This window comes from Streptomyces ficellus (assembly GCF_030406405.1).
In the GTDB taxonomy this organism is placed as follows: domain Bacteria; phylum Actinomycetota; class Actinomycetes; order Streptomycetales; family Streptomycetaceae; genus Streptomyces; species Streptomyces ficellus_B.
The window spans coordinates 85804-110487 of the sequence record NZ_JAUEPL010000010.1 but is presented as its reverse complement, the minus strand read 5'-3'; the positions used below and the strand labels follow the sequence as shown (position 1 = coordinate 110487).

The window sequence follows — 24684 nt, the reverse complement described above, 5'->3', positions numbered from 1 at the left end:
AAACAGGTCACCGCGGGAGCGCCCACAGCTCCCGAAAGGCTTTACCCCATGGCCGTACCTCCCGTACCTTCGGTACCTCCGGCACCTTCCGTCGTCGCCAGGCTCCGCGCGGCCGGTTGCGTATTCGCCGAGGAGGAAGCGGAGTTGCTCCTGTCCGCCGCGCGGACACCGGAAGAGCTCGGCACGATGGTCGAGCGGCGGGCTGCCGGGCATCCACTGGAACACGTCGTCGGCTGGGCCGAGTTCCGGGGCCTGCGGGTCACCGTGGGCGAGGGCGTCTTCGTACCGCGCCGACGCACCGAGTTCCTCGTCGAGCGGGCGGAAGCGCTCGCACGGCGGGGCGGCACGGTCGTGGTGGACCTGTGCTGCGGCTCCGGCGCGCTGGGCGCCGCGCTCGTCACCGCCCTGGACGGCGCCGAGCTGTACGCCGCCGACATCGACCCCGCCGCCGTGCGGTGCGCCCGGCGCAACGTGGCCCCGGTCGGCGGCCAGGTCTACGAGGGCGATCTGTACGGACCGCTGCCGGCCGGGCTGCGGGGCCGCGTGGACGTCCTGCTCGCCAACGTGCCCTACGTACCGACCGGCGAGGTGGAGCTGCTGCCCGCCGAGGCCCGCGACCACGAGGCGCGCGTCGCGCTCGACGGCGGCGCGGACGGGCTCGACGTCCTGCGCCGCGTGACCGGCGAGGCCACCGCCTGGCTCGCGCCGGGCGGCAGCCTGCTGTTCGAGACGAGCGAGCGCCAGGCCCCGACCGCCACGGCCATCGTGGCGGCCGCTGGCCTGACGCCGCACGTCGCGACCTGCGAGGACCGGTACGCGACGGTGGTCATAGGCACGCACGACTGAGGGGGGCGTCACATGCCGGGGTGGCCTGTCAGCAGCTCAGGTTCGAGCCCGTCGGCACGCCCAGGATCTGGGTGAAGCGCTGGTAGTTGTTGATGCGGCTCTGGACCTGGGCCGGGTTCTTGCCGTCGCACTCCAGCGCGCCGTTGATGGAGCGGATGGTCTGGCCGAAGCCGGCGCCGTTGACCATGGCGTGGTGGGGGGTCATGGTGCCGGGGCCGTTCTGCGTGTTCCAGTACCAAAGGCCCGTCTTCCAGGCGACCGCCGACTCCCGCTCGACGCGGTAGGGGTTGTTGAGAAGGTCGATGCCGAGGGCGTCGCCCGCCGCCTTGTAGTTGAAGTTCCAGCTGAGCTGGATCGGCCCTCGGCCGTAGTACGCGGCCTGTCCGGCCGGGCATCCGTAGGGCTGGTTACGGTCGCAGTAGTGCGGGTAGTTGGCCGTGTTCTGCTCCACGATGTGGACCAGGCCGCCCGTCTCATGGCTGACGTTGGCGAGGAAGGCGGCGGCTTCCTGCTTCTTCACCGTGTCGCCGCCGGTGTTCGCGAAGGCGGGGTACGCGCTGAGCGCGGCGGTCAGGCCGCTGTAGGTGTAGAAGGAGTTCCGGTTCGGGAACATCTGGTGGAACTGGGCCTCGCTCACGACGAAGCCGGACGGCGAGGGGGCGGGGGTGCCGCCACCGCCCCCGCACGCGCCCTGGTCGGACCAGACGTCGGCGGAACCGGGCCGTTCGTTCTGGGTCCACCACTTCGCCAGCCAGTTGCGGCCGTTGTACGAAGCGGCCTTGCCGCCCGTGTAGACGGTGGCGGAGCTCCAGGGCGTGGCGCATTCGGCGGCCGACGCGGTGGAGGCGGGGAGGACGACGGCCAGACCGACGGCCATGACGAGAGCGGCGAACAAGGTCCATAGGCGTCGCAGCATGGGGCATGCCCTTCCGTGGGGGGATGGGCCATACCGAAGCGCGAATGGTCTGTACCTGTCAAGGTCTGGACCAGACGTTGTGACGGTTGAACATTGGGCGAACTACGGCTCCCGCCAGGCGCGTTCGCGACACGACGTACCTACCGTGAAGCGTGTGGACTGGCCGATTCCCTCGACGGGCGGAGCGCGGACGCCGATGAGATCAGCTCCCGGTACGCGTACCCGTACCCGTACCCGTCCCGGGAGCTGGAGTACGCGTGCACCTACGGCCAACCGCCCGCCGACTCGCTCACCTCGTCCTTCCTCACCCACCTCAGCCGGGGCAGGGGCCAGGACGTCATCCGTACGCACGGGCACCTGCCCCGCGCGACGCCGGAGGGGCTGCGGGCCTGCGGCGAATAGCGGACGGGGAGCCCGCCGGGTACGTCAGGAAGGGACGTACCCGGCGGACTCCCCGTCCGGAGCTCCTGGAGGCTTACAGGAACGAGTTGATCTCGATCGTCTCGGTGCGGCCGGGGCCGACGCCGATCGCGGAGATCGGCGCGCCCGACATCTCCTCCAGCGCCTTCACGTACGCCTGCGCGTTCTTCGGCAGGTCCGAGAAGGTCTTGGCCTTGCTGATGTCCTCCGACCAGCCCGGCAGGTACTCGTACACCGGCTTCGCGTGGTGGAAGTCGGTCTGCGAGTAGGGCAGCTCCTCGACGCGCTTGCCGTCGATCTCGTACGCGACGCAGACCGGGATCTGCTCCCAGCCGGTGAGCACGTCGAGCTTGGTGAGGAAGAAGTCGGTCAGGCCGTTGACGCGGGTCGCGTACCGGGCGATGACCGCGTCGAACCAGCCGCAGCGGCGGTCGCGGCCGGTGGTCACGCCCCGCTCGCCGCCGATGCGGCGCAGCGCCTCGCCGTCCTCGTCGAACAGCTCGGTCGGGAACGGGCCGGCGCCGACGCGGGTGGTGTACGCCTTGAGGATGCCGATGACGCGGCTGATCTTCGTGGGGCCCACGCCCGCGCCGGTGCAGGCGCCGCCGGCGGTCGGGTTGGAGGAGGTCACGAAGGGGTACGTGCCGTGGTCGACGTCGAGCAGCGTGCCCTGGCCGCCCTCGAAGAGGACGACCTTGCCCTCGTCGATGGCGTTGTTCAGGATGAGCGTCGTATCGGCGACGTACGGCCGGATCTGCTCCGCGTACTGGAGCATCTCCTCGACGATCTTGCCGGCCTCGATGGCGCGGCGGTTGTAGAGCTTGGCGAGGAGCTGGTTCTTGTGCTCCAGCGCAGCCTCGACCTTCTGCGTCAGGATCGACTCGTCGTACAGGTCCTGGACGCGGATGCCCACGCGGTTGATCTTGTCGGCGTACGTCGGGCCGATGCCCCGGCCGGTCGTGCCGATCTTGCGCTTGCCGAGGAACCGTTCCGTCACCTTGTCGAGGGTGACGTTGTACGGCGTGATCAGGTGCGCGTTACCGCTGATCAGCAGCTTTGACGTGTCAACGCCACGCTCGTTCAGTCCGCTCAGCTCGGAGAGCAGGACCGCCGGGTCGACGACGACACCGTTCCCGATCACCGGGATACACCCCGGCGAGAGGATCCCGGAAGGGAGAAGATGCAGCGCGTATTTCTGGTCGCCTACGACAACCGTGTGGCCGGCGTTGTTGCCGCCCTGGTAGCGCACCACATAATCGACGGATCCACCGAGGAGATCGGTGGCCTTTCCCTTGCCCTCGTCACCCCACTGAGCACCGAGCAGCACAAGTGCGGGCACAGGCGTACACCCCTTCCGGGCGGGGCATGTCCAAGGCCAGAGGGCAGTACAAACGTCGTACGACGGTGTACGACACAACCCGAGCCGTCGGACCGGTGCCCCGGAATAGACGAAGCCCCTGGCGCAATAGCGCAAGGGGCTCTTGCACAAAGATGCTACCCGAGGAAGGACCGAGGTGTCGGCTCCCGACCAGCTGCTGGTCGTCATCGACGCGGTCGCGCGCCGGAGCGACGGCGAATCCGTACGGATCGCGAAGGACGTGCTGTGCGCGGGGGCGGCGGTGAAGCTGTGCCTCCCGGACACTCCGGCGGAGTTCGCCAAAGCCCTCGCGCGGCGGGGTTCGCGCCGCCCGGTCGTCATCGGCGACGACCGCGCGCTGGTGCGGGCGGTGGGGCTGTTGCACCGGGGGCGGGAGCTGTCCGACGGGGCGTTGTCGCTGGTCCCGGTGGGTCCGCACGGCTCGGTGGACCTGGCCGGAGCGCTCGGCGTGCCGCTCGGCGCGGTGGCCGCCGCGCGGGCGGTGCTGGACGGGGCGGCCCGGCGGCTGGACCTGCTGGTCGACGACAGCGACGGCGTGGTGGTGCGGGGGCTGCGGGTTCCGGCGGGGCCTTCGGGGCTGGCGGTGATCGAGCCCGGCTCGGTGTGGGACACCTGCCGGTCGCTGGTACGGACGCTGGTCCGCCCGGCGCCTTCCGTGCCCACGATACGGACGCACCGGCTGCGGGTGGAGGCGGACGGGCGGGTCCTGAGCGACCTGGACGACCCGGTGGAGGGCGTGACGGTGCTGTCGCGGGGCGGGGTCGCGGAGGTCGTCGTACGGCCACGGGCGGCCGAGCCGGTCCGGGTGGAGGCGAGCGCGGTGACCATCTCGGGCGCGTCGTTCCGCTACCGGGCGGACGCGCTGGTGACGGGCCCGGTGTGGACGCGCACCTGGACGGTCCGCCCGGCAGCCTGGTCGCTGACACTCCCGGCGGCGTAAGCACCGGGGCCCCGCGGGCGGGGACGCCGCCTTTCCTTCGTGCCGCCCCACCCACCGCATGACGGCGGACGGCCTGAGGCGGGGCCGTGCAGGGTCGTCTCCGCAGGGGCTGCGCCCAAGACACCGCGCCCCGCACGCGCCCCCGACCCCGCAGGCGTCCCGCCCCCCGCCCCCGAGGCAGCCCCCCGCCGTCACAGTTCGACGCGCAGCTCCCGCAGGCCCCGGATGACGTACCCCGGACGCCACTGCGGTTCCGCCGTGAGCCGCATCGTCGGGGCGCGGCGCAGCAGCTCACCGAACGACGCGGCGAGCTCCAGCCGGGCCAGCGGGGCGCCCAGGCAGTAGTGGACGCCCGCGCCGAAGCTGATGTGGGGGTTGTCCGTGCGCGAGAGGTCCAGCTCGTCGGGCCGGTCGAAGCGCGCCGGGTCGCGGTTGGCCGAGCCGAACAGGAGCGCGACCTCCGAGCCGCGCGGAATCGTGAGGTCACCGATCTCGACGTCGTCCAGGACCCAGCGCTCGAACATCTGGAGCGGGGTGTCGTACCGCAGCAGCTCCTCCACAGCTGTGGACAACGCCACCTCCCCGGCCCGCAGCGCGGCCAGCTGCTCCGGGTGCCGGAACAGCGTCCACCACCCATTGACCGTGCTGTTGACCGTCGCCTCGTGCCCCGCGTTCAGCAGCAGCACGCACGTGGAGATCATCTCCTGCTCGCTCAGCCGGTCGCCCTCGTCGTGCGCGGCGATCAGCGCACTGACCAGGTCCTCGCCGGGGGCCGACCGCCGCCGCGCGATCAGCTCCCGCAGGTACGCCGAGAACTCCACCGACGCCGCGACCGCCCGCCGCACCGTCTCCTCGTCCGGGTTCAGCTCGAACATTGCGCAGATCGCCGCGGACCAGGGCCGCAGCAGCCCCCGGTCGGCCGGCGGGATGCCCAGCATCTCCGCGATGACGGCCACCGGCAGCGGCTCGGCGACCTCCGTCAGCAGGTCGCCCCCGCCCGCCTCGACCAGCCCGTCGACCAGTTCCTCCGCCAGCCGCGCCACCACGGGCGCCAGCTTCTCGACCGTGCGGGGCGTGAACGCCTTCGACACCAGCCGCCGGATCCGGGTGTGGTCCGGCGCCTCCAGGTCCAGCATCCCGTTGCCGTTCAGCACGTGGAACGGCTCGTGCGCGGCGGGCGGCGGCGTCCGCCCGAACTCCTCGTGCGTGAACCGGTGCAGATACGTCCGCCCCAGCCGCCGGTCCCGGAGCAGCGCGGACACATCGGCGTACCGCGGGACGAGGAACTGTCCGCTCGGCTCGAACCAGTGCGCCCGGCCCCGGGCGCGCAGCCGCGCGTAGGCGGGGTACGGGTCGGCGACGAAGGCGGGCGACCACGGGTCGACATCCATGCGCCCGCACCTTACCCGGGCGTCACGAGGCTCACCCGGGCGTCACGAGGCTTACCCGGGCGTCACGAGGCGCGCCTCGTACGCGAAGACCGCGGCCTGCGTACGGTCCCGCAGCCCCAGTTTCACCAGGATGCGGCTCACATGCGTCTTGATCGTCGACTCGGCCACCACCAGGTGAGAGGCGATCTCGGAGTTGGACAGGCCCTGGGCGATCAGCACCAGCACTTCCGTCTCGCGCTCCGTCAGGTCACCCACCTGCGCCAGCGCCGACGGGCGCGGCGTCTCGGTGGTCTTGGCGAACTCGGTGATCAACCGCTTGGTGACCGTCGGCGCCAGCAGCGCCTCACCGGCCGCCACCACCCGTACCCCGTCGGCGAGCTGCCGCGCGGAGGCGTCCTTCAGCAGGAACCCGGACGCGCCGGCGCGCAGCGCCTGGTACACGTACTCGTCCAGATCGAAGGTCGTCAGTACCAGCACCTTCGCGTCGCCGTCCGCCGCGACGATCTCCCGGGTGGCGTCGATGCCGTTCATCTCGGGCATGCGGATGTCCATCAGGACCACGTCCGGGCGCAGCCCGGCAACCTGCGCCACCGCCTGCCGCCCGTTGACCGCCTCGCCCACGACCTCGATGTCGGGCATGGCGTTCAGCAGGACGGAGAAGCCCTCGCGGACCATCATCTGGTCGTCGACGATCAGTACGCGGATGGTCATGACGCGTCCCTCTGGGCCGGGATGAACGCCGCGACCTCATAGCCGCCGTCTTCCGTCGCCTCCGCCGTCATCTCGCCGTTCAGCATCGTCACCCGCTCCCGCATGCCTGTGATCCCGTGCCCCGCCCCGGGCGACGGCTTGACCAGGCCCCGCGCCGGGCCGTTCACCACCCGCAGCCCGAGCCCGCCGAGCACATACGACACCTCCACCTTCGCGGACGCGCCCGGTGCGTGCCGCAGCACGTTGCTGAGGGCCTCCTGCACGATCCGGTACGCGGAGAGCTCCACGCCCTGCGGCAGCTCACGCGCAGCGCCCGTCACGGTGGCGTCCACGCTCAGGCCCGCGTCACGGACGTTGGCGATCAGGCCGTCGAGGTCGGCGAGCGTCGGCTGCGGGGCGTCGGGCGCCTCGTAGTCCTCCGCGCGTACGACTCCGAGGATGCGGCGCAGCTCGGTCAGCGCGGCGACCGCGTTCTCGCGGATCGTGGCGAACGCCTGCTCCAGCTCGGGCGGCGGGTTCTCCACCCGGTAGGGGGCGGCCTCCGCCTGGATGGCGACGACCGACATGTGGTGGGCCACCACATCGTGGAGCTCACGGGCGATGGTGGTGCGTTCCTCCAGCAGCGTGCGCTTGGAGCGCTCCTGCGCGGTGACGGTCTGCTGGGCGGAGACCTCCTCCCTGGCCTCGCGTCGTACGTGCAGGACGGTGACGATCAGGAGGGCGAACGCGGCGACGACGAGGAAGGGCGGCGCGTTGGAGCCGTGCCCCCGGCTGAAGACCGCTTCGGCGAAGGCCCCGTACACCGCGCTGATCACCCACATCCAGGCCGCCGTACGCGGCCGGGTCCGGGCGGCGACGACGGTCATGACCACCAGGTGGGAGACGAAGGAGGTGGCCGGCCAGGGATAGTCGTCGTAGTAGTCGCCGAGCACCGCCACGAACGGCGTGGACAGCAGCGACAGCCAGAAGGCGGCGACGGGTCTGGCGAGCGTCAGCAGCACGGCGGCCGCCGGGAGGAAGCCGCTGACGGCGAACAGCTCGGCGCTGTTGTTGCCGATGCTCACCTCCAGCGCGACGAACACCACGAGCATGGCCGCGGCCACCACCAGGGCGTGGCGCCGCCATGCCGCGTAGGCGCGTATCCGCCCCGGCAGGCGGCGTGTCGCCGGCCCGTCCTGGCCCACCGGGGGCAGCAGCCGGTAGGCGAGGACGTCGTCGAAGAGGTCGTGGCGCAGGCCCTGGAGCAGGCTCTGGAGCAGGCGGATCTCCGGGCTGCGGGTGTTGGTGTCGGTCACATCAGCAAAGGTAAGCGGCGGCCGGGACGCGGTCGTCACCTTGCGTACGGATCCTTCCGCGTCCCTCTCAGGTACTACCCGCTCCCCCTGCCGGCCGCTGCGCGCGGAACGCCGCCGCGTGCTCCGCCGCCCACTGGGCGAACGTACCGGCCGGGCGGCCGGTGACCTTCTCGGTCACCAGGCCAGTTGCGCGATCTCCTCCGCGACCACCGCACAGGCGTCCGCCGCCGGGTCGATCAGCGGGAAGTGCCCCACGCCGTCCAGCAGCGTCAGCCCCACCATCTCGCCCGCCTTCGCCGCCGCGTCCACATACGCCTCCGCGACGGCCTGCGGTACGACGGTGTCCTCGCGGCCCTGCACGACCGCCGTGGCGATCCCGGTCGGCAGCAGCGCGGCCGGATCGGCCGACCCCGCCCGCGCCGCGAACTCCGCCTCGCCGCCCAGCAGTTGCCGTACCGCTCCACCGCACACGTCCAGCTCCACCGCCCGCTCGAAGTGCGCGATGGGCGCCAGCGCCACGACCCCGCGCAGCGGCGGCGGCGCGTCCAGCCGCCACGGCGCGTCGCTGGGCAGTACGTGCCGGGCGGCGGCCCACAGCGCCAGGTGCCCGCCCGCCGAGTGCCCGGTGACGACCGTGCGCCGCGGATCGGCCTGCGGCAGATGCGTCCGTACGAGCGCGGGCAGCGCGTCCAGCGCGGCGGCCACGTCGTCGAACGTCTCCGGCCAGCGCCCGGCCACGGGGCCGGCGGCGGAACCGGCCACGGAACCGGCGCCCCGTGGCGCGGGAATGCCGCCGCCGCGCCGGTACTCGACATTGGCGACGGCGAAGCCCCGGCGCGCCAGATAGGCCACGAAGGGAGTGATGTGCCGGCGGTCGTACGGGGCCCGCCACGCTCCGCCGTGCAACACGACGATGAGCGGCGCGCTGGTGCCGCGGCCGTCACGCGGCACGTAGAAATCCACGGTCTGGTCCGGGTGTTCCCCGTACGAAACGGTGGAATCCGGGTCGACGGCCGGATGCGACAGGGCCGACGCTTCCTCGGCGGCGTCGCGCGCGGCGGGGTCGGGCATGATGCTCAACCTTTCGGTGACGGGGCCGAATTGGCCTGACCTGCGGGGACGGTACCAGGAGTGCCGCCCCCGCAGACCGGCTCGAACGTCAGCCCACGATCTCCGCGAGGATGCGCGCGGCGCGCTCGGTGTCCGCGAAGCCGACGTACAGCGGAGTGAAGCCGAACCGCAGCACGTCGGGGCGGCGCAGATCGCCGATCACACCCCTGGAGATCAGCTCCTTCATCACAGCCGGGGCGTCGGCGCAGCTGAGCGCGGCCTGGCTGCCGCGCTCCTCGTGCGCCTCGGGCGTGACCGAGGTGACGCGCCCCTCGGGGACGTACTCCCTGACGCACTCCAGGAAGAAGTCCGTCAGGGCCAGGCTCTTCGCCCGTACCGCCTCGATCGACACCCCGTCCCACACGTCCAGCGCCGACTCCAGCGCCAGCATGGACAGGATGTCGGGCGTGCCGACGCGCCCGCGCGTCGCCCCGTCCGCCGCCGCGTACCCGGTCGTCATCGCGAACGGGTCGGCGTGCGAGTTCCAGCCGGGCAGCGGGGAGTCGAAGCGCGCCTGGTGCCGCCTCGCCACATACAGATAGGCGGGCGCACCGGGGCCGCCGTTGAGGTACTTGTACGTGCAGCCGACGGCCAGGTCCACGCCGTGCGCGTCCAGGCCGACCGGCAGGGCGCCCGCGCTGTGGCACAGGTCCCACACGGCGAGCGCGCCGGCCTGCTGGACCGCCGCGGTGATACCCGGCAGGTCGTGCAGCCGGCCCGTGCGGTAGTCGACGTGGTTGACCAGCGCGGCAGCCGTGCGCGGGCCGACGGCGGCCGGTACGTCACGGGGATCGGCGGTCACCAGCCGCTTGCCGGTCAGCCGCGCGGCCGACTCCGCGATGTACCCGTCCGTGGGGAACGTGGTCGCGTCGACCAGGATCTCGTCCCGGTCATCGCCGGCCAGCCGTACCGCCCCCACCAGCGCCTTGAACACATTGACGCTCGTCGAGTCGCCGACCACCACCTGGCCGGGCCCGGCTCCGACGATCGGCGCGATCCGGTCGCCTATCCGCTCCGGCGCCGTCCACCAGCCGCTCTCGTCCCACGAACGGATGCGCAGCTCGCCCCACTCGCGGGCGATGACGTCCGCCATCCGCTCGGGGACGTGGCGGGGCAGCGCGCCCAGCGAGTTGCCGTCGAGGTAGACGGCCCCGTCATCGAGGGCGAACAGCTCGCGCCGCTCGGCCAGTTCGTCCGTGGCGTCCAGCGCCCGCGCCTTCGCTATGAGGTCAGACATGGCTGCGCGCCGTCCACAGCTCGGGGAACACGTTTTTACGGGCCCGCTTCTCCAGCCAGGCCACCCCGGCCGAACCGGCCGTGCCCGTCTTGGAGCCCATCGCGCGCCGCGTCGCCACCAAGTGGTCGTTGCGCCAGCGCCACACCAGCTCGCCGACGTCCGTCAACGCCTCACCCAGCCGGACCAGTTCACCGTGCTGGTCGGGGTCCGCGTAGATCCGGGCCCAGATGTCCTCGACCGCCTGCGACGGCTCGTACTTCTGCGACAGGTCCCTGCCGAGGACCCCGGCCGGGACCGGCAGCCCGCGCCGCGCGAGGAACCGCAGCACCTCGTCGTACAGGCTCGGCTCGTGCAGGGCCTTCTCCAGCTCCGCGTACACACGCGGCGCGCCCCGGTGCGGCACCAGCATCGACGCGGACTTCTCACCCAGCAGGAACTCCAGCCGCCGGTACATCGCCGACTGGAAGCCGGAGCCCTCGCCGAGAGCGCCCCGGAACGAATTGAACTGGGCGGGCGTGAGCCGCGCGAGCGGCTTCCAGGAGGCGTTCAGCGCCTCCAGCTCGCGTGCGGAGCGCTCCAGCGCGTCCATCGCCACGGTGACGCGGTCCTCGCGCAGGGCGCGGCTCGCCGTCTCCCACTCATGGACGATCACGGTGAACCACAGCTCCATGACCTGGGTCGTCACCAGGAAGACCATCTCTCCCGGATCGTCCGAGAGCGGATGCTGGAGATGGGTGAGAACATCCGCCTGGACATAGTCCTCGTACGGAGTGGTGCCCTCGTAATCCAGGTTCGGGGAGTCCGAACCGGGCGCGGAGGCATCAGGGGAAGTAGACATCGCTGTCTCCTCAATGCGTGCTACCGGGTAGCGGTCTGCCCTCCCCCTTCTGCGCGCTCGGTTCGCCTCGGGGCGCCTGTCACGTGCGTCCCCTTCGGCTCACTCGCGCCTGGCGAGAGCCCCGGTCCCCTCGGGACCGTACGGTTGTACGCACGGCCCCACTCGCATCATGACATGACGCCCCGCCCCGCCGCGCCCGGGGCAGCGGGCGGGGCGGGGCGGGGAGCCGGGTGTGCGGGGGTGCGGGGGTGGTCAGCTGAGGGTGTCCGCCGCCAGGGGCGAGGAGTCGCGGAGGAACGTCGAGCACCGCTCGTACTCCTCCTGCTCGCCGATCGCCCGCGCGGCCCGCGCCAGGGCGTTCAGGGACCTCAGGAAGCCACGGTTCGGCTCGTGCTCCCACGGCACCGGGCCATGGCCCTTCCAGCCGCTGCGGCGCAGGGCGTCCAGGCCCCGGTGGTAGCCGGTCCTGGCGTACGCGTACGACTCGACGACCCGGCCGGCCTCGAAGGCGTCGTCGGCGAGCTGCGCCCAGGCCAGCGAGGAGGAAGGGAACTTCGCGGCGACGTCCGCGGGCTCGGCGCCGGACGCGAGCAGCTCGCGCGGCTCGGGGTCGTCGGGCAGGTGGGTGGGGGGCGGTCCCCCCAGGAGGTTTTCGTGGATGGCCATGCCACCAGTGTCACAGGCCCGGCACCGCGTGTGCGATACCGGGCCTGTGTCTGACGTGCGGTGCCTGACCTGCGGGGTCAGACGTCTTGTGTTACTTCAGCTTCGTGCCGGTCGAGCGCAGCGCCGCGCAGGCCTCGGTCACGCGCTTGGCCATGGAGGCCTCGGCGAGCTTGCCCCAGGTGCGCGGGTCGTAGGTCTTCTTGGAGCCGACCTCACCGTCGACCTTCAGGACGCCGTCGTAGTTCTTGAACATGTGGTCGGCGACCGGGCGGGTGAAGGCGTACTGGGTGTCCGTGTCGAGGTTCATCTTCACGACGCCGTTCTCCAGCGCGGTGGAGATCTCCTCGGCCGTGGAGCCGGAGCCGCCGTGGAAGACGAAGTCGAACGGGTTCGCCTTGCCGAAGCGCTCGGCGACACCCTCCTGGAGGTCCTTGAGCAGCTCGGGACGGAGCACGACGTTGCCCGGCTTGTAGACGCCGTGGACGTTGCCGAAGGAGGCGGCCAGCAGGTAGCGGCCCTTCTCCCCCAGGCCGAGCGCCTCGGCGGTGCGGATGGCGTCGTCGACGGTGGTGTACAGCTCGTCGTTGATCTCGTGGCTGACGCCGTCCTCCTCGCCACCGGTCGGGGTGATCTCGACCTCAAGGATGATCTTGGCTGCGGCGGCCTTGGCCAGCAGCTCCTGGCCGATGGCCAGGTTGTCGGCGAGGGTCTCGGCCGAGCCGTCCCACATGTGGGACTGGAACAGCGGGTTCTCGCCCTTGGCAACACGCTCGGCGGAGATGTCGAGCAGCGGACGTACGTAGCCGTCCAGCTTGTCCTTCGGGCAGTGGTCGGTGTGCAGGGCAACGGTGATGTCGTACTTGGCGGCGACGATGTGCGCGAACTCGGCCAGGGCGACCGCGCCGGTCACCATGTCCTTGCTGTACTGGCCGCCCAGGAACTCCGCCCCACCGGTCGAGATCTGGATGATGCCGTCGCTCTCTGCCTCGGCGAAGCCGCGCAGAGCGGCGTGCAGAGTCTGCGACGAGGTGACGTTGATGGCCGGGTAGGCGAACTTGCCTGCCTTCGCCCGGTCGAGCATCTCGTTGTAGATCTCGGGGGTTGCGATGGGCATCTGTCCGCTCCTTGTGATCTGCGGTTGCGTGCGTGGCTGATCCCTGACCTGGGGGCGACGTCATCGTCGCACCTATCTTTCCAGACCGCGCCGTGGGCTTGCCCCTGCGGCGGCCGGCACCATACGCGAGGGGTGGACGGTTTCACGTGAAACCATCCACCCCTCGACATAAGCCCAGGTCAGCACAGACCTGCCCAGACGAGGCCGGCTCAGTCCAGGCCCGCTCAGGACAGACCTGCCCAGGCGAGGCCGACTCAGTCCAGGCCCGCTCAGGACGGACCTGCCCAGGCGAGGCCCGCTCAGGCCAGGCCGAGTTCGTCCAGCGCGTAGGCGTACCGGTACGGCACCCCCGCCGTCTCGCTGATCTTCTCGGCCGCGCCGGTCGCCCGGTCCACGATCGTGGCCACGGCGACGACCTCGGCGCCCGCCTCGCGTACCGCCTCTACGGCGGTCAGCGGCGAGCCACCGGTGGTGGAGGTGTCCTCCACCACGAGGACGCGGCGGCCCTTGATGTCGGGGCCCTCGACACGGCGCTGCATGCCGTGTGCCTTGGCGGCCTTGCGGACGACGAAGGCGTCGAGCGTCCGGCCACGGGCGGCCGCGGCGTGCAGCATCGCCGTCGCGACCGGGTCGGCACCGAGGGTGAGGCCGCCCACCGCGTCGTAGTCGAGGTCGGCGGTCAGATCCAGCATGACCTGACCGACGAGCGGCGAGGCCGCGCCGTCCAGGGTGATCCGGCGCAGGTCGACGTAGTAGTCGGCTTCCAGACCCGAGGAGAGGGTCACCTTGCCGTGTACCACGGCCTTGTCCTTGATCTGCTGGAGCAGATCAGCTCGTACGTCAGTCATGCCCTGAGCTTAAAGCCGGCCCGTCAGAGCCTGCGCCAGGTGAAGGTGGCGGCGATCTCCAGCGGATCGATGGGGGTGACCAGGCGCGGAGCGGTGTTGAGCCCGTTCGGCGGGCCCGACTGGGGCTCCACGCAGACCGCGGCCTCCTGCTCGTCGTACACCACGACCCACTCGGCGCGGCTGGCCACCTTGAGCTCCAGCCGCTCCGGCCAGGTGAGGGTGACGTCCACACCGTCCGGCATCCCGAAGCAGTCGTCCCAGGGGCCGGGCATGGGCGGGATCCGGCGACCGGTGGGCAGGTGGTCCTCGCCTCGCTCCTCCTGCCACGCGGCGGTGAAGTCCAGCGTGACGTCGGCGCCGCCCAGGGTCCGGTTGAACCACGGGTGCCAGCCGGCCTGGGCGGGGAAGGAGTCGCCGTACGTCTCGACGCCGAGCTGGAGCGTGAGGGAGTCCTCGGCCAGCTGGACGGTCTGGGTGACCTTGCCGGGATACGGCCACGGCTCGGCCAGGTCGTAGGTGAACACCGCCTCGGCCTTGTCCGCGACGGCGGTGCGCCAGGCGGTGTCGCGGCCGGTGCCGTGGATGGCGTGCGGCGGGGAGTTGAGCGGCATCCGGTGCCACGTCGCCCCATTGAGGAACCGGCCGTTCTCGATCCGCCCGCACCAGGGCACCATCGGAAAGCAGCCGTACCGCTCGCCTTGGCGGAGCAGTTCGGCGCCGCCGACGCGCAGGCTGCTGATGCGGCATCCGTTCGCCGGGGTCACGGTCAACTCGACGTCTCCGGCGGCCAGCCGGACGTGCTCTTCGCTGCTGCTAGTCACGCTGCCGACCCTACTTGCGGCGGCGCAGCGCACGCCCGACGACCACGGCCGACGCGAGGGCGAGCGCCGCGGCAGGGGCGAGCCAGCGCAGCGTGGCACCGGCCGTGTCGGTGTCCGGTCCCGGCGTGGGGGCGTACCGCCCGCGGGGCGGGGCGTGGTCGACCTCCTCGGCACTGCGGCCGATCATGGTGCGCCGGGCGTGCGCGGCCTCGGCGGCCGGTTCGGACATCGCCCCCTCGGGCCCTTCGGGGACCTCGGGCAGCTCGGGCACCTCGAACTCGGCGTCGGCGAGCGGGTCGAGCGACGGTGGCGGTACGGGTGCGTCGAAGACCGAACCGGTGCCCTCGGCGCCCTGGTCGACTCCGTCGTCGTCGGTGTCGGGCTCGTCGGCGAGCTCACCGGCGAGGTCGTAGGCGGAGAGGTCGTCGGCGGCCGTGGCGCGGGGGACCTGCGCGTCGGAGACCTCCGCGTCGGCGGCCTCGACCTCCGGGGACGGCGAGGCGGCCGGACCCGCCGCCGCCGTGGCCGTGTCGGCGAGCGACTCGGCGAAACGGTCCAGCAGGCGGTGGGCCGCCGAGGCGGCCGCGTCGTCCGGCAGCTCGGCGAGCCGGCCCTCCGCGCTCGTGGTCCCCGTGAAGCCCAGCGTCGTGCCGCCGTCCACCGGGGTCAGACGCACCGTCAGGGCGAGCTTGGCCGAGCCGGTGCCGCGCACCTCCGTGCCCTCGCCCTCCACGGCGTACGCACCGTCGTCCTGGGCGACGACGCGCAGGGCGCCCCGGTAGGTGATGGAGTGCCCGCCGGCGCGCACCTTCAGCCGGCCCGACAGCGGACCGGCGGACGCGTCCGCGTCCTGCTGGAGCCCCGGCACGCAAGGGGCGACCCGGGCGGGGTCCGCCAGCACTTCGCGGAGGGTCTCGACGGCAACCGGAACGAACACCTCATGCTCCATGGGTCCCGAGCCTACCCACGCCCGGCCCTCACGTCTCCCAGGTGCGCGAGGCCAAAAGGGGTCACTCGCCGTAGCGGGGGTGCACGAGCGTCGACGGCGGCAGGTCCCGGGCCGGCGGCCCCTCGGCCGGGCGCACCCCTGCAACGGCCTGCGGGTCGGGGGGCGCCGCCCCGAGCGCGGCGAGGACGAAGCCCCAGTCGTGCGGTCCTGCCCGGTCGTCCGTGGACCGGTCGGGGCCCGCCTCGAAGCCGGACAGCCGTCCCGTCGCCCGGTAGGGCCGGGTCACGAAGCCGGCCGACCGCAGGGTGGCGTGCACCGTCCAGTACGTGCGCGGCCTCGACTCCATCGGGCCCGCGTGGACCACCAGCCGCCCGCGGTCGGCGAGGACCCGGGCGGCCAAGCCGTAGAACTCCTGCGAGTACAGCTTGGTGCTGGCGGTGATGCCCGGGTCCGGCAGGTCCGAGATCACCACGTCGTACGCCTCGCCCGTCGCCGCCGTCGACCTCAGCCGGGCGAAGGCGTCCGCGTACACCACCCGCACCCTCGGGTCGCCGTACACCCGCCCGTTGAGGCGGCTGAGCGCCGGGTCCGTACGGGCGAGCCGCACCACGCCCGCGTCCAGCTCGACGACCGTGACCGATTCCACGCCGTCGTACGTGAGGACCTCCCGCACCGCCAGCCCGTCGCCACCGCCCAGGACCAGCACACGCGCGTGCGGCCCGCGCATCGCGGGGTGCACCAGCGCCCGGTGGTAGCGGTGCTCGTCCCGCCCGCTGACCCGCAGCCGCCCGTCCAGGAACAGCTCCGGCGGCTGACCTGCCGCCCCGGTCAGCACGACCTCCTGCACGCCCGTGTGGACGGCGACGCGCACCCCGTCCCCGTACACCGCCCGCCGCGCCGCCCGCTCGAAGTCGTCCACCAGCACGGTCACCGTCGCGAGCACGCCCAGCACCGCCACATTGACGCCGACCAGCAGCCACCGGGCCCGCGCGGTCAGGTCCCGCCCGAACAGCCACAGCACCAGGGCCCCGCCCGCGACGGTGTTGACCGCCCCGGTGAGCAACGCACTTGTCAGCTGCCCCAGCCATGGCAGCAGCAGGAACGGGAACGCCAGCCCGCCGACGAGCGCGCCCACATAGTCGGCGGCGAACAGGTCGGCGACCGTCCCGCCCGCGTCCTGTTCGGCCCGCCGCGAGACGCGCTGGATCAGCGTCATCAGAAGCGGGATCTCCGCGCCGATCAGCACCCCGATGGCCAGCGAGAACGCCACCAGGGCATACCGCGAGCCGCCGACCCACGCGAACGTGGCGTACAGCACGAGGGCCGAGCAGCCGCCCACCAGCGCGAGCGCGGCCTCCACCAGCCCGAAGCCGACGGCCGCGCGACAGCGCAGCCGCTTGGCGAGCAGTGAGCCGACGCCCATCGCGAACACCATGACCGACAGGACGACGGAGGCCTGGGTGACGGAGTCCCCGATCAAATACGAGGCGAGAGCGACCAGTTCCAGTTCGTACACCAGTCCGCACGCGGCGCAGATGAAGACCGTGACCAGCACCAGGAAGCGCCCCGCCCGCTGCCGCACGGGCAGCGGTGGCCGGTCCCGCGCGGGCGCCACGGCGGCGGAGGCGTGCGGCGCTTCGATCATGCAAATAACGCTACGTCACGCCTCGATGCCCAATTGTCACCCACACGGGTGTAACTACTGCGGAGCGTGCCTACGTACGCCCACACTCGTCCTGGTGACGACCAGCTGCCCCTCCTGCGGATACGCGTGCCAGGTGCGCCACCGCACCAGACCCTCGTGCCGCTGCGCCAGCATCGCCGTGAAGGCGTGCGGTGAACCGGGGAACGTACCGGCGAGGCCGTTGGGATGGTCGGCGACGAGCGCCAGCAGCTCCTGCGCGCGGCCAGCGAACGACCCCTGCGAGAGCGTCTCGACGCGCGCGGCGAACTGGTACTCCCACTCCCCGATCCGCTTCGCCACACCCAGGGGAAGCGGCGTGCTGCTGCCCGGCATACAGGCGACGGTCTCCGAACAGCTGCCCCGGTCCTCCTCCAGCAGCACCTGGTGCGAGGCGCCGAGAAGTCGCAACTGGAGCGTGGCGCCGGACAGTTCGAGGTCGAGCACGGCGAGCGCGGGCAGCGGCTCCCGCCCCAGCGCCCAGGCCAGGTCGGCGGCGCGTGTATCGGTGTAGGAAGTCTTGAGCGTCGTGAGCATGGGTCGGCTCCGCAAACACGGTTTGACGGGTGGACCGGGTGCGTCCCGGAAGACGGCCAGGGGAGTGGGGGATCTCCGTCTCGGCTCCAGGCGTGGGCCGAGGGCTGGAAGTTCTCGACAGTGAGGGAATCATGAACTGTGCGAGACCCACAGCGGTTTTACCCAACTTGACAGGGTTTCCATCCCCTGGGGGGCCTGACGGTTCAACTGTTCAACATGAACCGACCGTTCAGGTCTACAAAGTGCCAACCAGGAGGCGCCCGGCGGGCGTTGGACCGGCCGGGCGCCTTCCGTGGTCGCGGACCAGCTGCCCCGTGTCAGCTGCCTCCGCCACCACATCCCCCGCCGCCGCCCCCGCACGACGACCCGCCGCCGCAGGAGGACCCGCCCCCGTCGCCGGACCACCAACCGCCTCCGGAAGCACCGGAACCCCCCGAGTACGAACGGCGACGCCGCTTCTTGCCACCGCCTGCGGCGCCGACCGCGATGAGGAAGCCCACCACGATGATCGCCCCGGCGAAGAGCAGTCCGATGTCCATTCGATTCACCATCCCCCGTTCACCATCCCCCGTTTTCTTACGTGACAGGGAAATGCCCGCGCGCTCACCCGTCCCAATCCGAATTGAGGAACTCCAGAGCTTTCAGCTACAGGAAGATCCGCCTCCGCATGAGGACGAGGAACTGGAACACGAGGACGAGCCGCCGCAGGACCACCACGACGAGTCCGGCGACGAGCCGGACCCCCACGACGACCCCGACGACGACCCCCATGAGGAGGACGACGAGGAACGCCCCGAGCCCCAGTTCACCAGTCGGACCACGCCCACCACGACCGCGATGGCGATGGCCATCCCGACGAAGAACCACAGCGGGAAGAACTCTGCCCCCATGGCCCCCACCTCCCTCTTCCGCCTTCTTCCGTACACGTGTCGTACGGGTGTGGCAGGGAGATCCCCCCGCAGATCACCCGGCAAAGCGCACTTGAGCGACTCCAGAGGTTCACCGGAGGATGGCCGCCATGAAACGACCGCCGCTCAACAGCCGCCTCGCCGCATTCGGCACGACGATCTTCGCGGAGATGTCCGCCCTCGCCGTCTCCACCGGTTCGGTCAACCTGGGCCAGGGCTTCCCCGACACCGACGGCCCCGACCGGATCGCCGAGGCGGCCGTACGGGCCATCAGGGACGGCAGGGGCAACCAGTACCCGCCCGGGCCCGGCGTCCCCGAGCTGCGTACCGCCGTCGCCGACCACCAGCGCGAGCGGTACGGGCTGGTGTACGACCCCGACACGGAGGTCCTGGTCACGGCGGGCGCGACCGAGGCGATCGCCGCGGCCCTGCTCGCGCTGGTCGAACCGGGCGACGAGGTGATCGCCCTGGAGCCGTACTACGACTCGTACGCCGCCTGTATCGCCATGGCGGGCGGCACCCGCGTCCCGGTCACCCTCCGGCCGCACGGCGACAGGTTCGTCCTCGACCTGGACGAGCTGCGGGACGCCGTCACCGACCGCACCCGGCTCATCCTGCTCAACACCCCGCACAACCCCACCGGTACCGTCCTCACGCGCGAGGAGCTGGCCGCCATCGCGGCCCTCGCCGTCGAGCGCGACCTGCTCGTCGTCACCGACGAGGTGTACGAGCACCTTGTCTTCGACACCGCCGAGCACCTGCCCATCGCCACCTTCCCCGGCATGCGCGAGCGCACGGTGACCATTTCCAGCGCGGGCAAGACGTTCTCGTTCACCGGCTGGAAGGTCGGCTGGGTCACCGCCACGCCCGAGCTGATCACGGCGGTGCGCTCGGCGAAGCAGTACCTGACGTACGTCTCCGCCGGGCCGTTCCAGTACGCCGTCGCGGAGGCGCTGCGCCTGCCGGACACCTACTTCACCGGCCTCCGCGACGACCTGCGCGCCAAGCGTGACCTGCTGGCCGACGGGCTGGCGCAGGCGGGGTTCGCGGTCTTCCGGCCGCAGGGCACCTACTTCCTCACCACCGACATCCGGCCGCTGGGCGAGAGTGACGGCATCGCGTTCTGCCGGGCGCTGCCCGAGCGGTGCGGGGTCGTCGCCATCCCCCACGCGGTCTTCTACGACCACCGCGAGCAGGGCGCGCCCTTCGTGCGGTTCGCCTTCTGCAAGCGGACCGAGGTCCTCCAGGACGCGGTGAAGCGGCTCGCCTCCCTTTAGCCTCGGCTCGCCTCAGCCTCCGCTCCCCTCAGGCTCCGCTTAGCCTTCGCGCCGGGCGCTGTCACGGCGACACGCGCGTGGGCCGGGGCTCGGCAGGCGGACCACCCGGGCGGGCCCACAGCGGTCGCGGGCGGGCGGGGCGGCGCGGAAGGTCGGGGTGAACGTCCACGCGCACGGAGGTGCACCCTGTCCGCCGAGACCTTCCCCCACGCCGCTTCGGCGGGAGGCGCCCGCCCCGCTTCCCGCCGGCTCGCCGCGCTGCACCGCGCGGCGCCCGCGCTGGGTCTGTTCGCCGCGGCCCGGCTCACCGGGATGGCGGTGATGGCGCTGTGGGCCTGGCACACCGGCCGGTCGCCGCGCGCGCTGCTGGCGCTGTCCTGGGACTCCGACTGGTACCTGGGCATCGCCGCGCACGGCTACGGCAGGACCCTGTACTGGCCGGACGGCGCCGTCCAGTCGGACCTGGCGTTCTTCCCGCTCTACCCGGGCCTGGTACGGGCGGTGACGACGGTCCTGCCGGTGACGGGCGGCACGGCGGGCCTGCTGGTCTCCTGGACGGCGGCGGGAGCCGCCGCGTGGGGGATCTACCTGATCGGGGAACGCCTGTACGGGCGGGACGTCGCGACCGTGCTGGTGGCCCTGTGGGGCCTGCTGCCGCACTCGATCGTGCTGTCCATGGCGTACACGGAGCCGGTGATGACGGCCTTCGCGGCGTGGTCGCTGTACGCGGTGCTCGACCGCCGCTGGCTGTGGGCGGGCGCGCTGGCGGCGCTGGCCGGGGCGGCGCGGCCGAACGGGATCGCGGTGGCGGCGGCGGTCGTCGTGGCGGCCGCCTGCGCGCTGGTACGCGACCGGAGGGACTGGCGGGTGTGGGCGGGGGCCGCGGTGGCCCCGGCCGGGTGGCTGGGCTATGTGCTGTGGGTGGGGGTACGGCGGGGTGATCCGCTGGGCGGGTACTTCGCCGTGCAGGCGGGGTGGACGTCGCGCTTCGACTTCGGGGCGGGCACCTTCCGTTTCGTACGCGACGTGGCGACCAGGCCGATGGACCTCGGCTTCACCATGTCGCTGATGGTGACGGGGGTGGCGGTGGTGCTGTTCGCGCTGCTGGTGCTGGAGCGGCCGCCGCTGCCGCTGGTCGCGTACACGGCGGTGCTGGTGGTCATCGCGGTGGGCGGGGCGGGGTTCTTCGAGTCCAAGCCGCGCTTCCTGCTGCCGGCGTTCCCGCTGCTGGTACCCCTCGCGTGCGCGTTGCGAAAAGCCCGGCCCAGGGCGGCGATCGTAGTGGTCGCCGCCCTGGCCGGGCTGTCGTTCGGCTACGGGACGTACGTGCTCACGCTCGCCACCATGGCCTTGTGACTCACCGAGTGAGTCACGCGGGGACGTCGCCGTCGGGGCCGTCCTCGGGGCCCTCGGAGCCCTCCAGGCCGAACTGCTCCACGAGCCACTTGTCGAACTCGATCGACGCGCGCACCCAGCTGACCGTGGACTGCACGAAGTGCTCCAGGCTGACGCCCGTGCCGATCAGCATCTGGGCCTCGCCGATGAGCCGCACGGTCGCGCCGCCCTGCTCGTCCTCGTGGAGGTGCGTGTAGACCTTGGGCCACAGGGTGCGGCGGTTCCAGTCGTCGATCGTTTCGAGGATCTTCTCCTTGTTCTCGACCGGGTGCGGCCGGTCGTAGAAGGTCCGCACCGAGAAGACCTGCTGGTCACCCTCGCCACGGAACATGAAGTAGGTGCGGAACTCCTCCCACGGCGCCGCGAGGTCACCCTCGTCGTCGACGACGTACTTGAGCTCCATCTGTTCCAGGAGCTGCTTGACCAGGTCCTGGTCGGGGACGACGGGGCCCGCCGGTCCTGCGGCCTGAGGCTGGGGCTGGCCACCGAAATTCGGGATCGAGGCCGGGTCGATGCTCACCGTGAATTTCCCTTCGAACGATTGCGGCCATCCTCTCCCATCCCGGGCGGGGGCTGGCAAGCCCGGCCGCGGCGATCCGCTGCGAGCTGACATGATCTCGCGCACGGGGGCCAGGAGCCGGGAACGCCGCTGACGGCCGCAGCGTGTTCCGGCGTACGAGGGCGGTCTCCCCGCCCCCGTACGTCACCGGGCTACCGGGCCGCGCCCACGGTCAGGCCGCCGTCCACGCGGTCCACGCGGACCGTGTCGCCGTCCGTGACCTCGCCCGCGAGGATCTCCTTGGCGAGCTGGTCGCCGATCGCCGTCTGGACCAGGCGGCGCAGCGGCCGGGCGCCGTAGGCCGGGTCGAAGCCCTCGACGGCCAGCCAGTCCAGGGCCGCCGGGGTGACCTCCAGGGTGAGCCGCCGCTCCGCGAGGCGCTTGGCCAGGCGGTCGATCTGGAGCCGCGCGATGTGGGCGAGCTGGTCCCGGTCAAGGGCCGAGAAGACGACGATGTCGTCCAGGCGGTTGAGGAACTCCGGCTTGAAGGAGGCCCGCACCACCTCCAGGACCTGCTCCTTCTTCTGCTCCTCCGGGGTCACCGGGTCCATCAGGAAGTGGCTGCCCAGGTTGGAGGTGAGGATGAGGATGGTGTTGCGGAAGTCGACCGTGCGGCCCTGGCCGTCCGTCAGGCGGCCGTCGTCCAGCACCTGGAGCAGGATGTCGAAGACCTCCGGGTGCGCCTTCTCCACCTCGTCCAGCAGCACCACGCTGTACGGGCGGCGGCGCACCGCCTCCGTGAGCTGGCCGCCCTCCTCGTACCCCACGTAGCCGGGAGGCGCGCCGACCAGCCGCGCGACGCTGTGCTTCTCGCCGTACTCGCTCATGTCGATGCGGACCATCGCCCGCTCGTCGTCGAAGAGGAAGTCGGCGAGGGCCTTGGCCAGCTCCGTCTTGCCGACACCCGTCGGTCCGAGGAAGAGGAACGAGCCGGTGGGCCGGTCGGGGTCGGAGATCCCGGCGCGGGTGCGGCGCACGGCGTCCGACACCGCCCGTACGGCCTCGCTCTGCCCGATCAGCCGCCGGCCGATCTCCTCCTCCATCCGCAGCAGCTTCTGCGTCTCGCCCTCCAGCAGGCGGCCCGCCGGGATGCCGGTCCAGGAGCCGACGACGTCGGCGATGTCGTCCGGGCCGACCTCCTCCTTGACCATGGTGTCCTTCGCGGCTTCCTTCTCGGCCTCGCTGGCCTCCGCCAACTCCCGCTCCACGGCCGGGATCTCGCCGTACAGCAGCTTGGAGGCGGTGTCGAAGTCGCCGTCGCGCTGGGCGCGCTCGGCCTGGCCGCGCAGCTCGTCCAGCTTCTCCTTCAGCTCACCGACGCGGTTGAGGCCCTGCTTCTCCTTCTCCCAGCGGGCGGTCAGGCCCCGCAACTCCTCCTCCTTGTCGGCGAGGTCGCGGCGCAGCTTCTCCAGGCGCTGTACGGAGCCGGGGTCGCTCTCGTTCTTCAGCGCCAGCTCCTCCATGCGGAGGCGGTCGACGGCGCGCTGGAGCTCGTCGATCTCGACGGGTGAGGAGTCGATCTCCATGCGCAGCCGCGAGGCGGCCTCGTCCACGAGGTCGATGGCCTTGTCGGGCAGGAAACGGGAGGTGATGTAGCGGTCGGAGAGCGTGGCGGCCGCGACGAGCGCGGAGTCGGCGATCTGGACCTTGTGGTGGGCCTCGTACCGGCCCTTGAGCCCGCGCAGGATGGCGATGGTGTCCTCGACGGACGGCTCGGCGACCAGGACCTGCTGGAAGCGGCGCTCCAGGGCGGGGTCCTTCTCGATGCGCTCGCGGTACTCGTCGAGGGTCGTCGCGCCGACCATGCGCAGCTCGCCGCGGGCGAGCATGGGCTTGAGCATGTTGCCGGCGTCCATGGCGGAGTCGCCGCCGGCGCCCGCGCCGACGACCGTGTGCAGCTCGTCGATGAAGGTGATGATCTGGCCGTCGCTCGCCTTGATCTCGGACAGGACGGTCTTGAGCCGCTCCTCGAACTCACCGCGGTACTTGGCGCCCGCGACCATCGCGCCCAGGTCGAGCGCGACGAGCCGCTTGTTCTTCAGGCTCTCCGGGACGTCGCCCTTGACGATGCGCTGGGCGAGGCCCTCCACGACGGCGGTCTTGCCGACGCCGGGCTCGCCGATGAGCACCGGGTTGTTCTTGGTGCGCCGCGACAGCACCTGCACGACGCGGCGGATCTCCTGGTCACGGCCGATGACCGGGTCGAGCTTGCCGTCGCGGGCGGCGGCCGTGAAATCCGTACCGAACTTCTCCAGGGCCTTGTACTGGCCCTCCGGGTCGGCTGTGGTCACCCGGCGCCCTCCCCTCGCCTTCTCGAACGCGTCCAGCAGCTTCTTGGCGCTCGCCCCCTGCTCGGCCAGCACCTCGCCCGTCCGGCCGCCCTTCGCGGCGATGCCGATGAGCAGGTGCTCGGTGGACAGGTACTCGTCACCCAGTTCCTTGGCGCGCTGCGAGGCGTCGGCGATGACGGCGAGCAGCTCGCGGTTGGGCTGCGGGGGCGCGACGGTGGAGCCGGTGACGCTGGGCTGGGCGGCGAGCACGCGCTCGGCGCCGGAGCGTACGGCGGCCTGGTCGGCGTCGACGGCCGCGAGCAGGTCGACGATGTTCTCGTTGTCCTGCCCCGCGAGCAGCGCCAGGAGCAGGTGGGCGGGGGTCAGGTCCGGGTGCCCCTCGGACACGGCACGGCTGGTCGCGGCGTTGAGCGCGTCCCGGCTCTTGTTGGTCAGCTCGGCGTCCACGGGCGGCTTCTCCTCCTCTTGCTCCGGGGCGAGTGGATGACTCATCCAACGTACACAAAGTTGAGTCTATTCCACTCAAGGAGGAGACGGGCGGCCGCCCCCTGTAGGT

General features: G+C 71.8%; 22 protein-coding genes and 1 pseudogene. 5 read left to right on the top strand and 18 right to left on the bottom strand.

The window, feature by feature from the left end; genetic code table 11:
* Positions 1-48 precede the first annotated feature (48 nt).
* Positions 49-846: a putative protein N(5)-glutamine methyltransferase gene (locus QWM81_RS10175; RefSeq protein ID WP_290111452.1), complete on the top strand. Its 798-nt coding sequence runs from the start codon at positions 49-51 to the stop codon at positions 844-846.
* A gap of 28 nt (positions 847-874) precedes the next feature.
* Here the strand turns inward: QWM81_RS10175 and QWM81_RS10170 are convergent, their stop codons facing one another.
* Positions 875-1762, bottom strand: coding sequence for a glycoside hydrolase family 19 protein (locus tag QWM81_RS10170; protein ID WP_290111451.1), 888 nt, complete (start codon positions 1760-1762; stop codon positions 875-877).
* Positions 1763-1933: 171 nt separating this feature from the next.
* Between QWM81_RS10170 and QWM81_RS10165 the strand changes: the two are divergent.
* Positions 1934-2164: pseudogene (locus QWM81_RS10165) on the top strand (phosphate ABC transporter substrate-binding protein); the annotation flags it as partial.
* Positions 2165-2237: 73 nt separating this feature from the next.
* On the opposite strand, the gene QWM81_RS10160 reads toward QWM81_RS10165, so the two are convergent.
* A complete protein-coding gene (locus tag QWM81_RS10160) occupies positions 2238-3521 on the bottom strand; it encodes an adenylosuccinate synthase (protein ID WP_290111450.1) in 1284 nt (427 codons plus the stop codon).
* A gap of 175 nt (positions 3522-3696) precedes the next feature.
* Here QWM81_RS10160 and QWM81_RS10155 point away from each other — a divergent pair, with 175 nt between their 5' ends.
* On the top strand, positions 3697-4500 hold the full coding sequence (locus QWM81_RS10155) for a diacylglycerol kinase catalytic domain-containing protein (RefSeq protein WP_290111449.1): 804 nt from the start codon (positions 3697-3699) through the stop codon (positions 4498-4500).
* A gap of 191 nt (positions 4501-4691) precedes the next feature.
* Here the strand turns inward: QWM81_RS10155 and QWM81_RS10150 are convergent, their stop codons facing one another.
* The 14 genes from QWM81_RS10150 to QWM81_RS10085 all read right to left on the bottom strand — a co-directional run bounded on the left by QWM81_RS10150 (position 4692) and on the right by QWM81_RS10085 (position 18469).
* A complete protein-coding gene (locus QWM81_RS10150) occupies positions 4692-5891 on the bottom strand; it encodes a cytochrome P450 (protein ID WP_290111448.1) in 1200 nt (399 codons plus the stop codon).
* 51 nt (positions 5892-5942) lie between these two features.
* Positions 5943-6602 (bottom strand): response regulator, encoded by a 660-nt coding sequence (locus QWM81_RS10145; RefSeq protein WP_290111447.1) that lies wholly within the window; start codon positions 6600-6602, stop codon positions 5943-5945.
* Positions 6599-7897, bottom strand: coding sequence for a sensor histidine kinase (locus QWM81_RS10140; protein ID WP_290111446.1), 1299 nt, complete (start codon positions 7895-7897; stop codon positions 6599-6601). The genes QWM81_RS10145 and QWM81_RS10140 overlap by 4 nt, the downstream gene beginning before the upstream one ends.
* Before the next feature lie 174 nt (positions 7898-8071).
* The gene (locus QWM81_RS10135) at positions 8072-8968 is read right to left on the bottom strand and encodes an alpha/beta hydrolase family protein (protein ID WP_290111445.1); all 897 of its coding nucleotides are present in this window, start codon (positions 8966-8968) and stop codon (positions 8072-8074) included.
* A gap of 88 nt (positions 8969-9056) precedes the next feature.
* Entirely contained in the window at positions 9057-10244 is a 1188-nt protein-coding gene (gene kynU / locus QWM81_RS10130) for a kynureninase (protein WP_290111444.1), read from the bottom strand.
* Positions 10237-11082 carry a tryptophan 2,3-dioxygenase family protein gene (locus tag QWM81_RS10125; protein WP_290111443.1) on the bottom strand — a complete coding sequence of 282 codons (846 nt, stop codon included), beginning with the start codon at positions 11080-11082 and terminating at the stop codon, positions 10237-10239. The genes kynU and QWM81_RS10125 overlap by 8 nt, the downstream gene beginning before the upstream one ends.
* A 252-nt stretch (positions 11083-11334) precedes the next feature.
* Positions 11335-11748, bottom strand: coding sequence for a DUF3151 domain-containing protein (locus QWM81_RS10120; RefSeq protein ID WP_290111442.1), 414 nt, complete (start codon positions 11746-11748; stop codon positions 11335-11337).
* Between the two features lie 91 nt (positions 11749-11839).
* Positions 11840-12880 (bottom strand): class II fructose-bisphosphate aldolase, encoded by a 1041-nt coding sequence (fbaA, locus tag QWM81_RS10115; RefSeq protein WP_290111485.1) that lies wholly within the window; start codon positions 12878-12880, stop codon positions 11840-11842.
* A gap of 281 nt (positions 12881-13161) precedes the next feature.
* The gene (gene pyrE / locus QWM81_RS10110; RefSeq protein ID WP_290111441.1) at positions 13162-13710 is read right to left on the bottom strand and encodes an orotate phosphoribosyltransferase; all 549 of its coding nucleotides are present in this window, start codon (positions 13708-13710) and stop codon (positions 13162-13164) included.
* Positions 13711-13733: 23 nt separating this feature from the next.
* Positions 13734-14531 carry an aldose epimerase family protein gene (locus QWM81_RS10105; protein WP_290111440.1) on the bottom strand — a complete coding sequence of 266 codons (798 nt, stop codon included), beginning with the start codon at positions 14529-14531 and terminating at the stop codon, positions 13734-13736.
* Between the two features lie 10 nt (positions 14532-14541).
* A complete protein-coding gene (locus QWM81_RS10100) occupies positions 14542-15480 on the bottom strand; it encodes an SRPBCC domain-containing protein (RefSeq protein WP_290111439.1) in 939 nt (312 codons plus the stop codon).
* A gap of 61 nt (positions 15481-15541) precedes the next feature.
* The gene (locus QWM81_RS10095) at positions 15542-17125 is read right to left on the bottom strand and encodes a polyamine aminopropyltransferase (RefSeq protein WP_290111438.1); all 1584 of its coding nucleotides are present in this window, start codon (positions 17123-17125) and stop codon (positions 15542-15544) included.
* Positions 17126-17179: 54 nt separating this feature from the next.
* Positions 17180-17698 carry a DUF2617 family protein gene (locus QWM81_RS10090; RefSeq protein ID WP_290111437.1) on the bottom strand — a complete coding sequence of 173 codons (519 nt, stop codon included), beginning with the start codon at positions 17696-17698 and terminating at the stop codon, positions 17180-17182.
* Positions 17699-18343: 645 nt separating this feature from the next.
* On the bottom strand, positions 18344-18469 hold the full coding sequence (locus QWM81_RS10085; RefSeq protein WP_290111436.1) for a hypothetical protein: 126 nt from the start codon (positions 18467-18469) through the stop codon (positions 18344-18346).
* Between the two features lie 247 nt (positions 18470-18716).
* Here QWM81_RS10085 and QWM81_RS10080 point away from each other — a divergent pair, with 247 nt between their 5' ends.
* Together QWM81_RS10080 and QWM81_RS10075 are read left to right on the top strand one after the other, a co-directional pair.
* The gene (locus QWM81_RS10080; protein ID WP_435372348.1) at positions 18717-19883 is read left to right on the top strand and encodes a pyridoxal phosphate-dependent aminotransferase; all 1167 of its coding nucleotides are present in this window, start codon (positions 18717-18719) and stop codon (positions 19881-19883) included.
* 312 nt (positions 19884-20195) lie between these two features.
* Positions 20196-21239: a putative hexosyltransferase gene (locus QWM81_RS10075; RefSeq protein WP_290111434.1), complete on the top strand. Its 1044-nt coding sequence runs from the start codon at positions 20196-20198 to the stop codon at positions 21237-21239.
* A gap of 13 nt (positions 21240-21252) precedes the next feature.
* Here the strand turns inward: QWM81_RS10075 and QWM81_RS10070 are convergent, their stop codons facing one another.
* Together QWM81_RS10070 and clpB are read right to left on the bottom strand one after the other, a co-directional pair.
* Positions 21253-21798, bottom strand: coding sequence for a type III secretion system chaperone family protein (locus tag QWM81_RS10070; protein ID WP_290111433.1), 546 nt, complete (start codon positions 21796-21798; stop codon positions 21253-21255).
* Between the two features lie 191 nt (positions 21799-21989).
* Positions 21990-24575 carry an ATP-dependent chaperone ClpB gene (gene clpB / locus QWM81_RS10065; protein WP_290111484.1) on the bottom strand — a complete coding sequence of 862 codons (2586 nt, stop codon included), beginning with the start codon at positions 24573-24575 and terminating at the stop codon, positions 21990-21992.
* Positions 24576-24684: the final 109 nt, after the last annotated feature.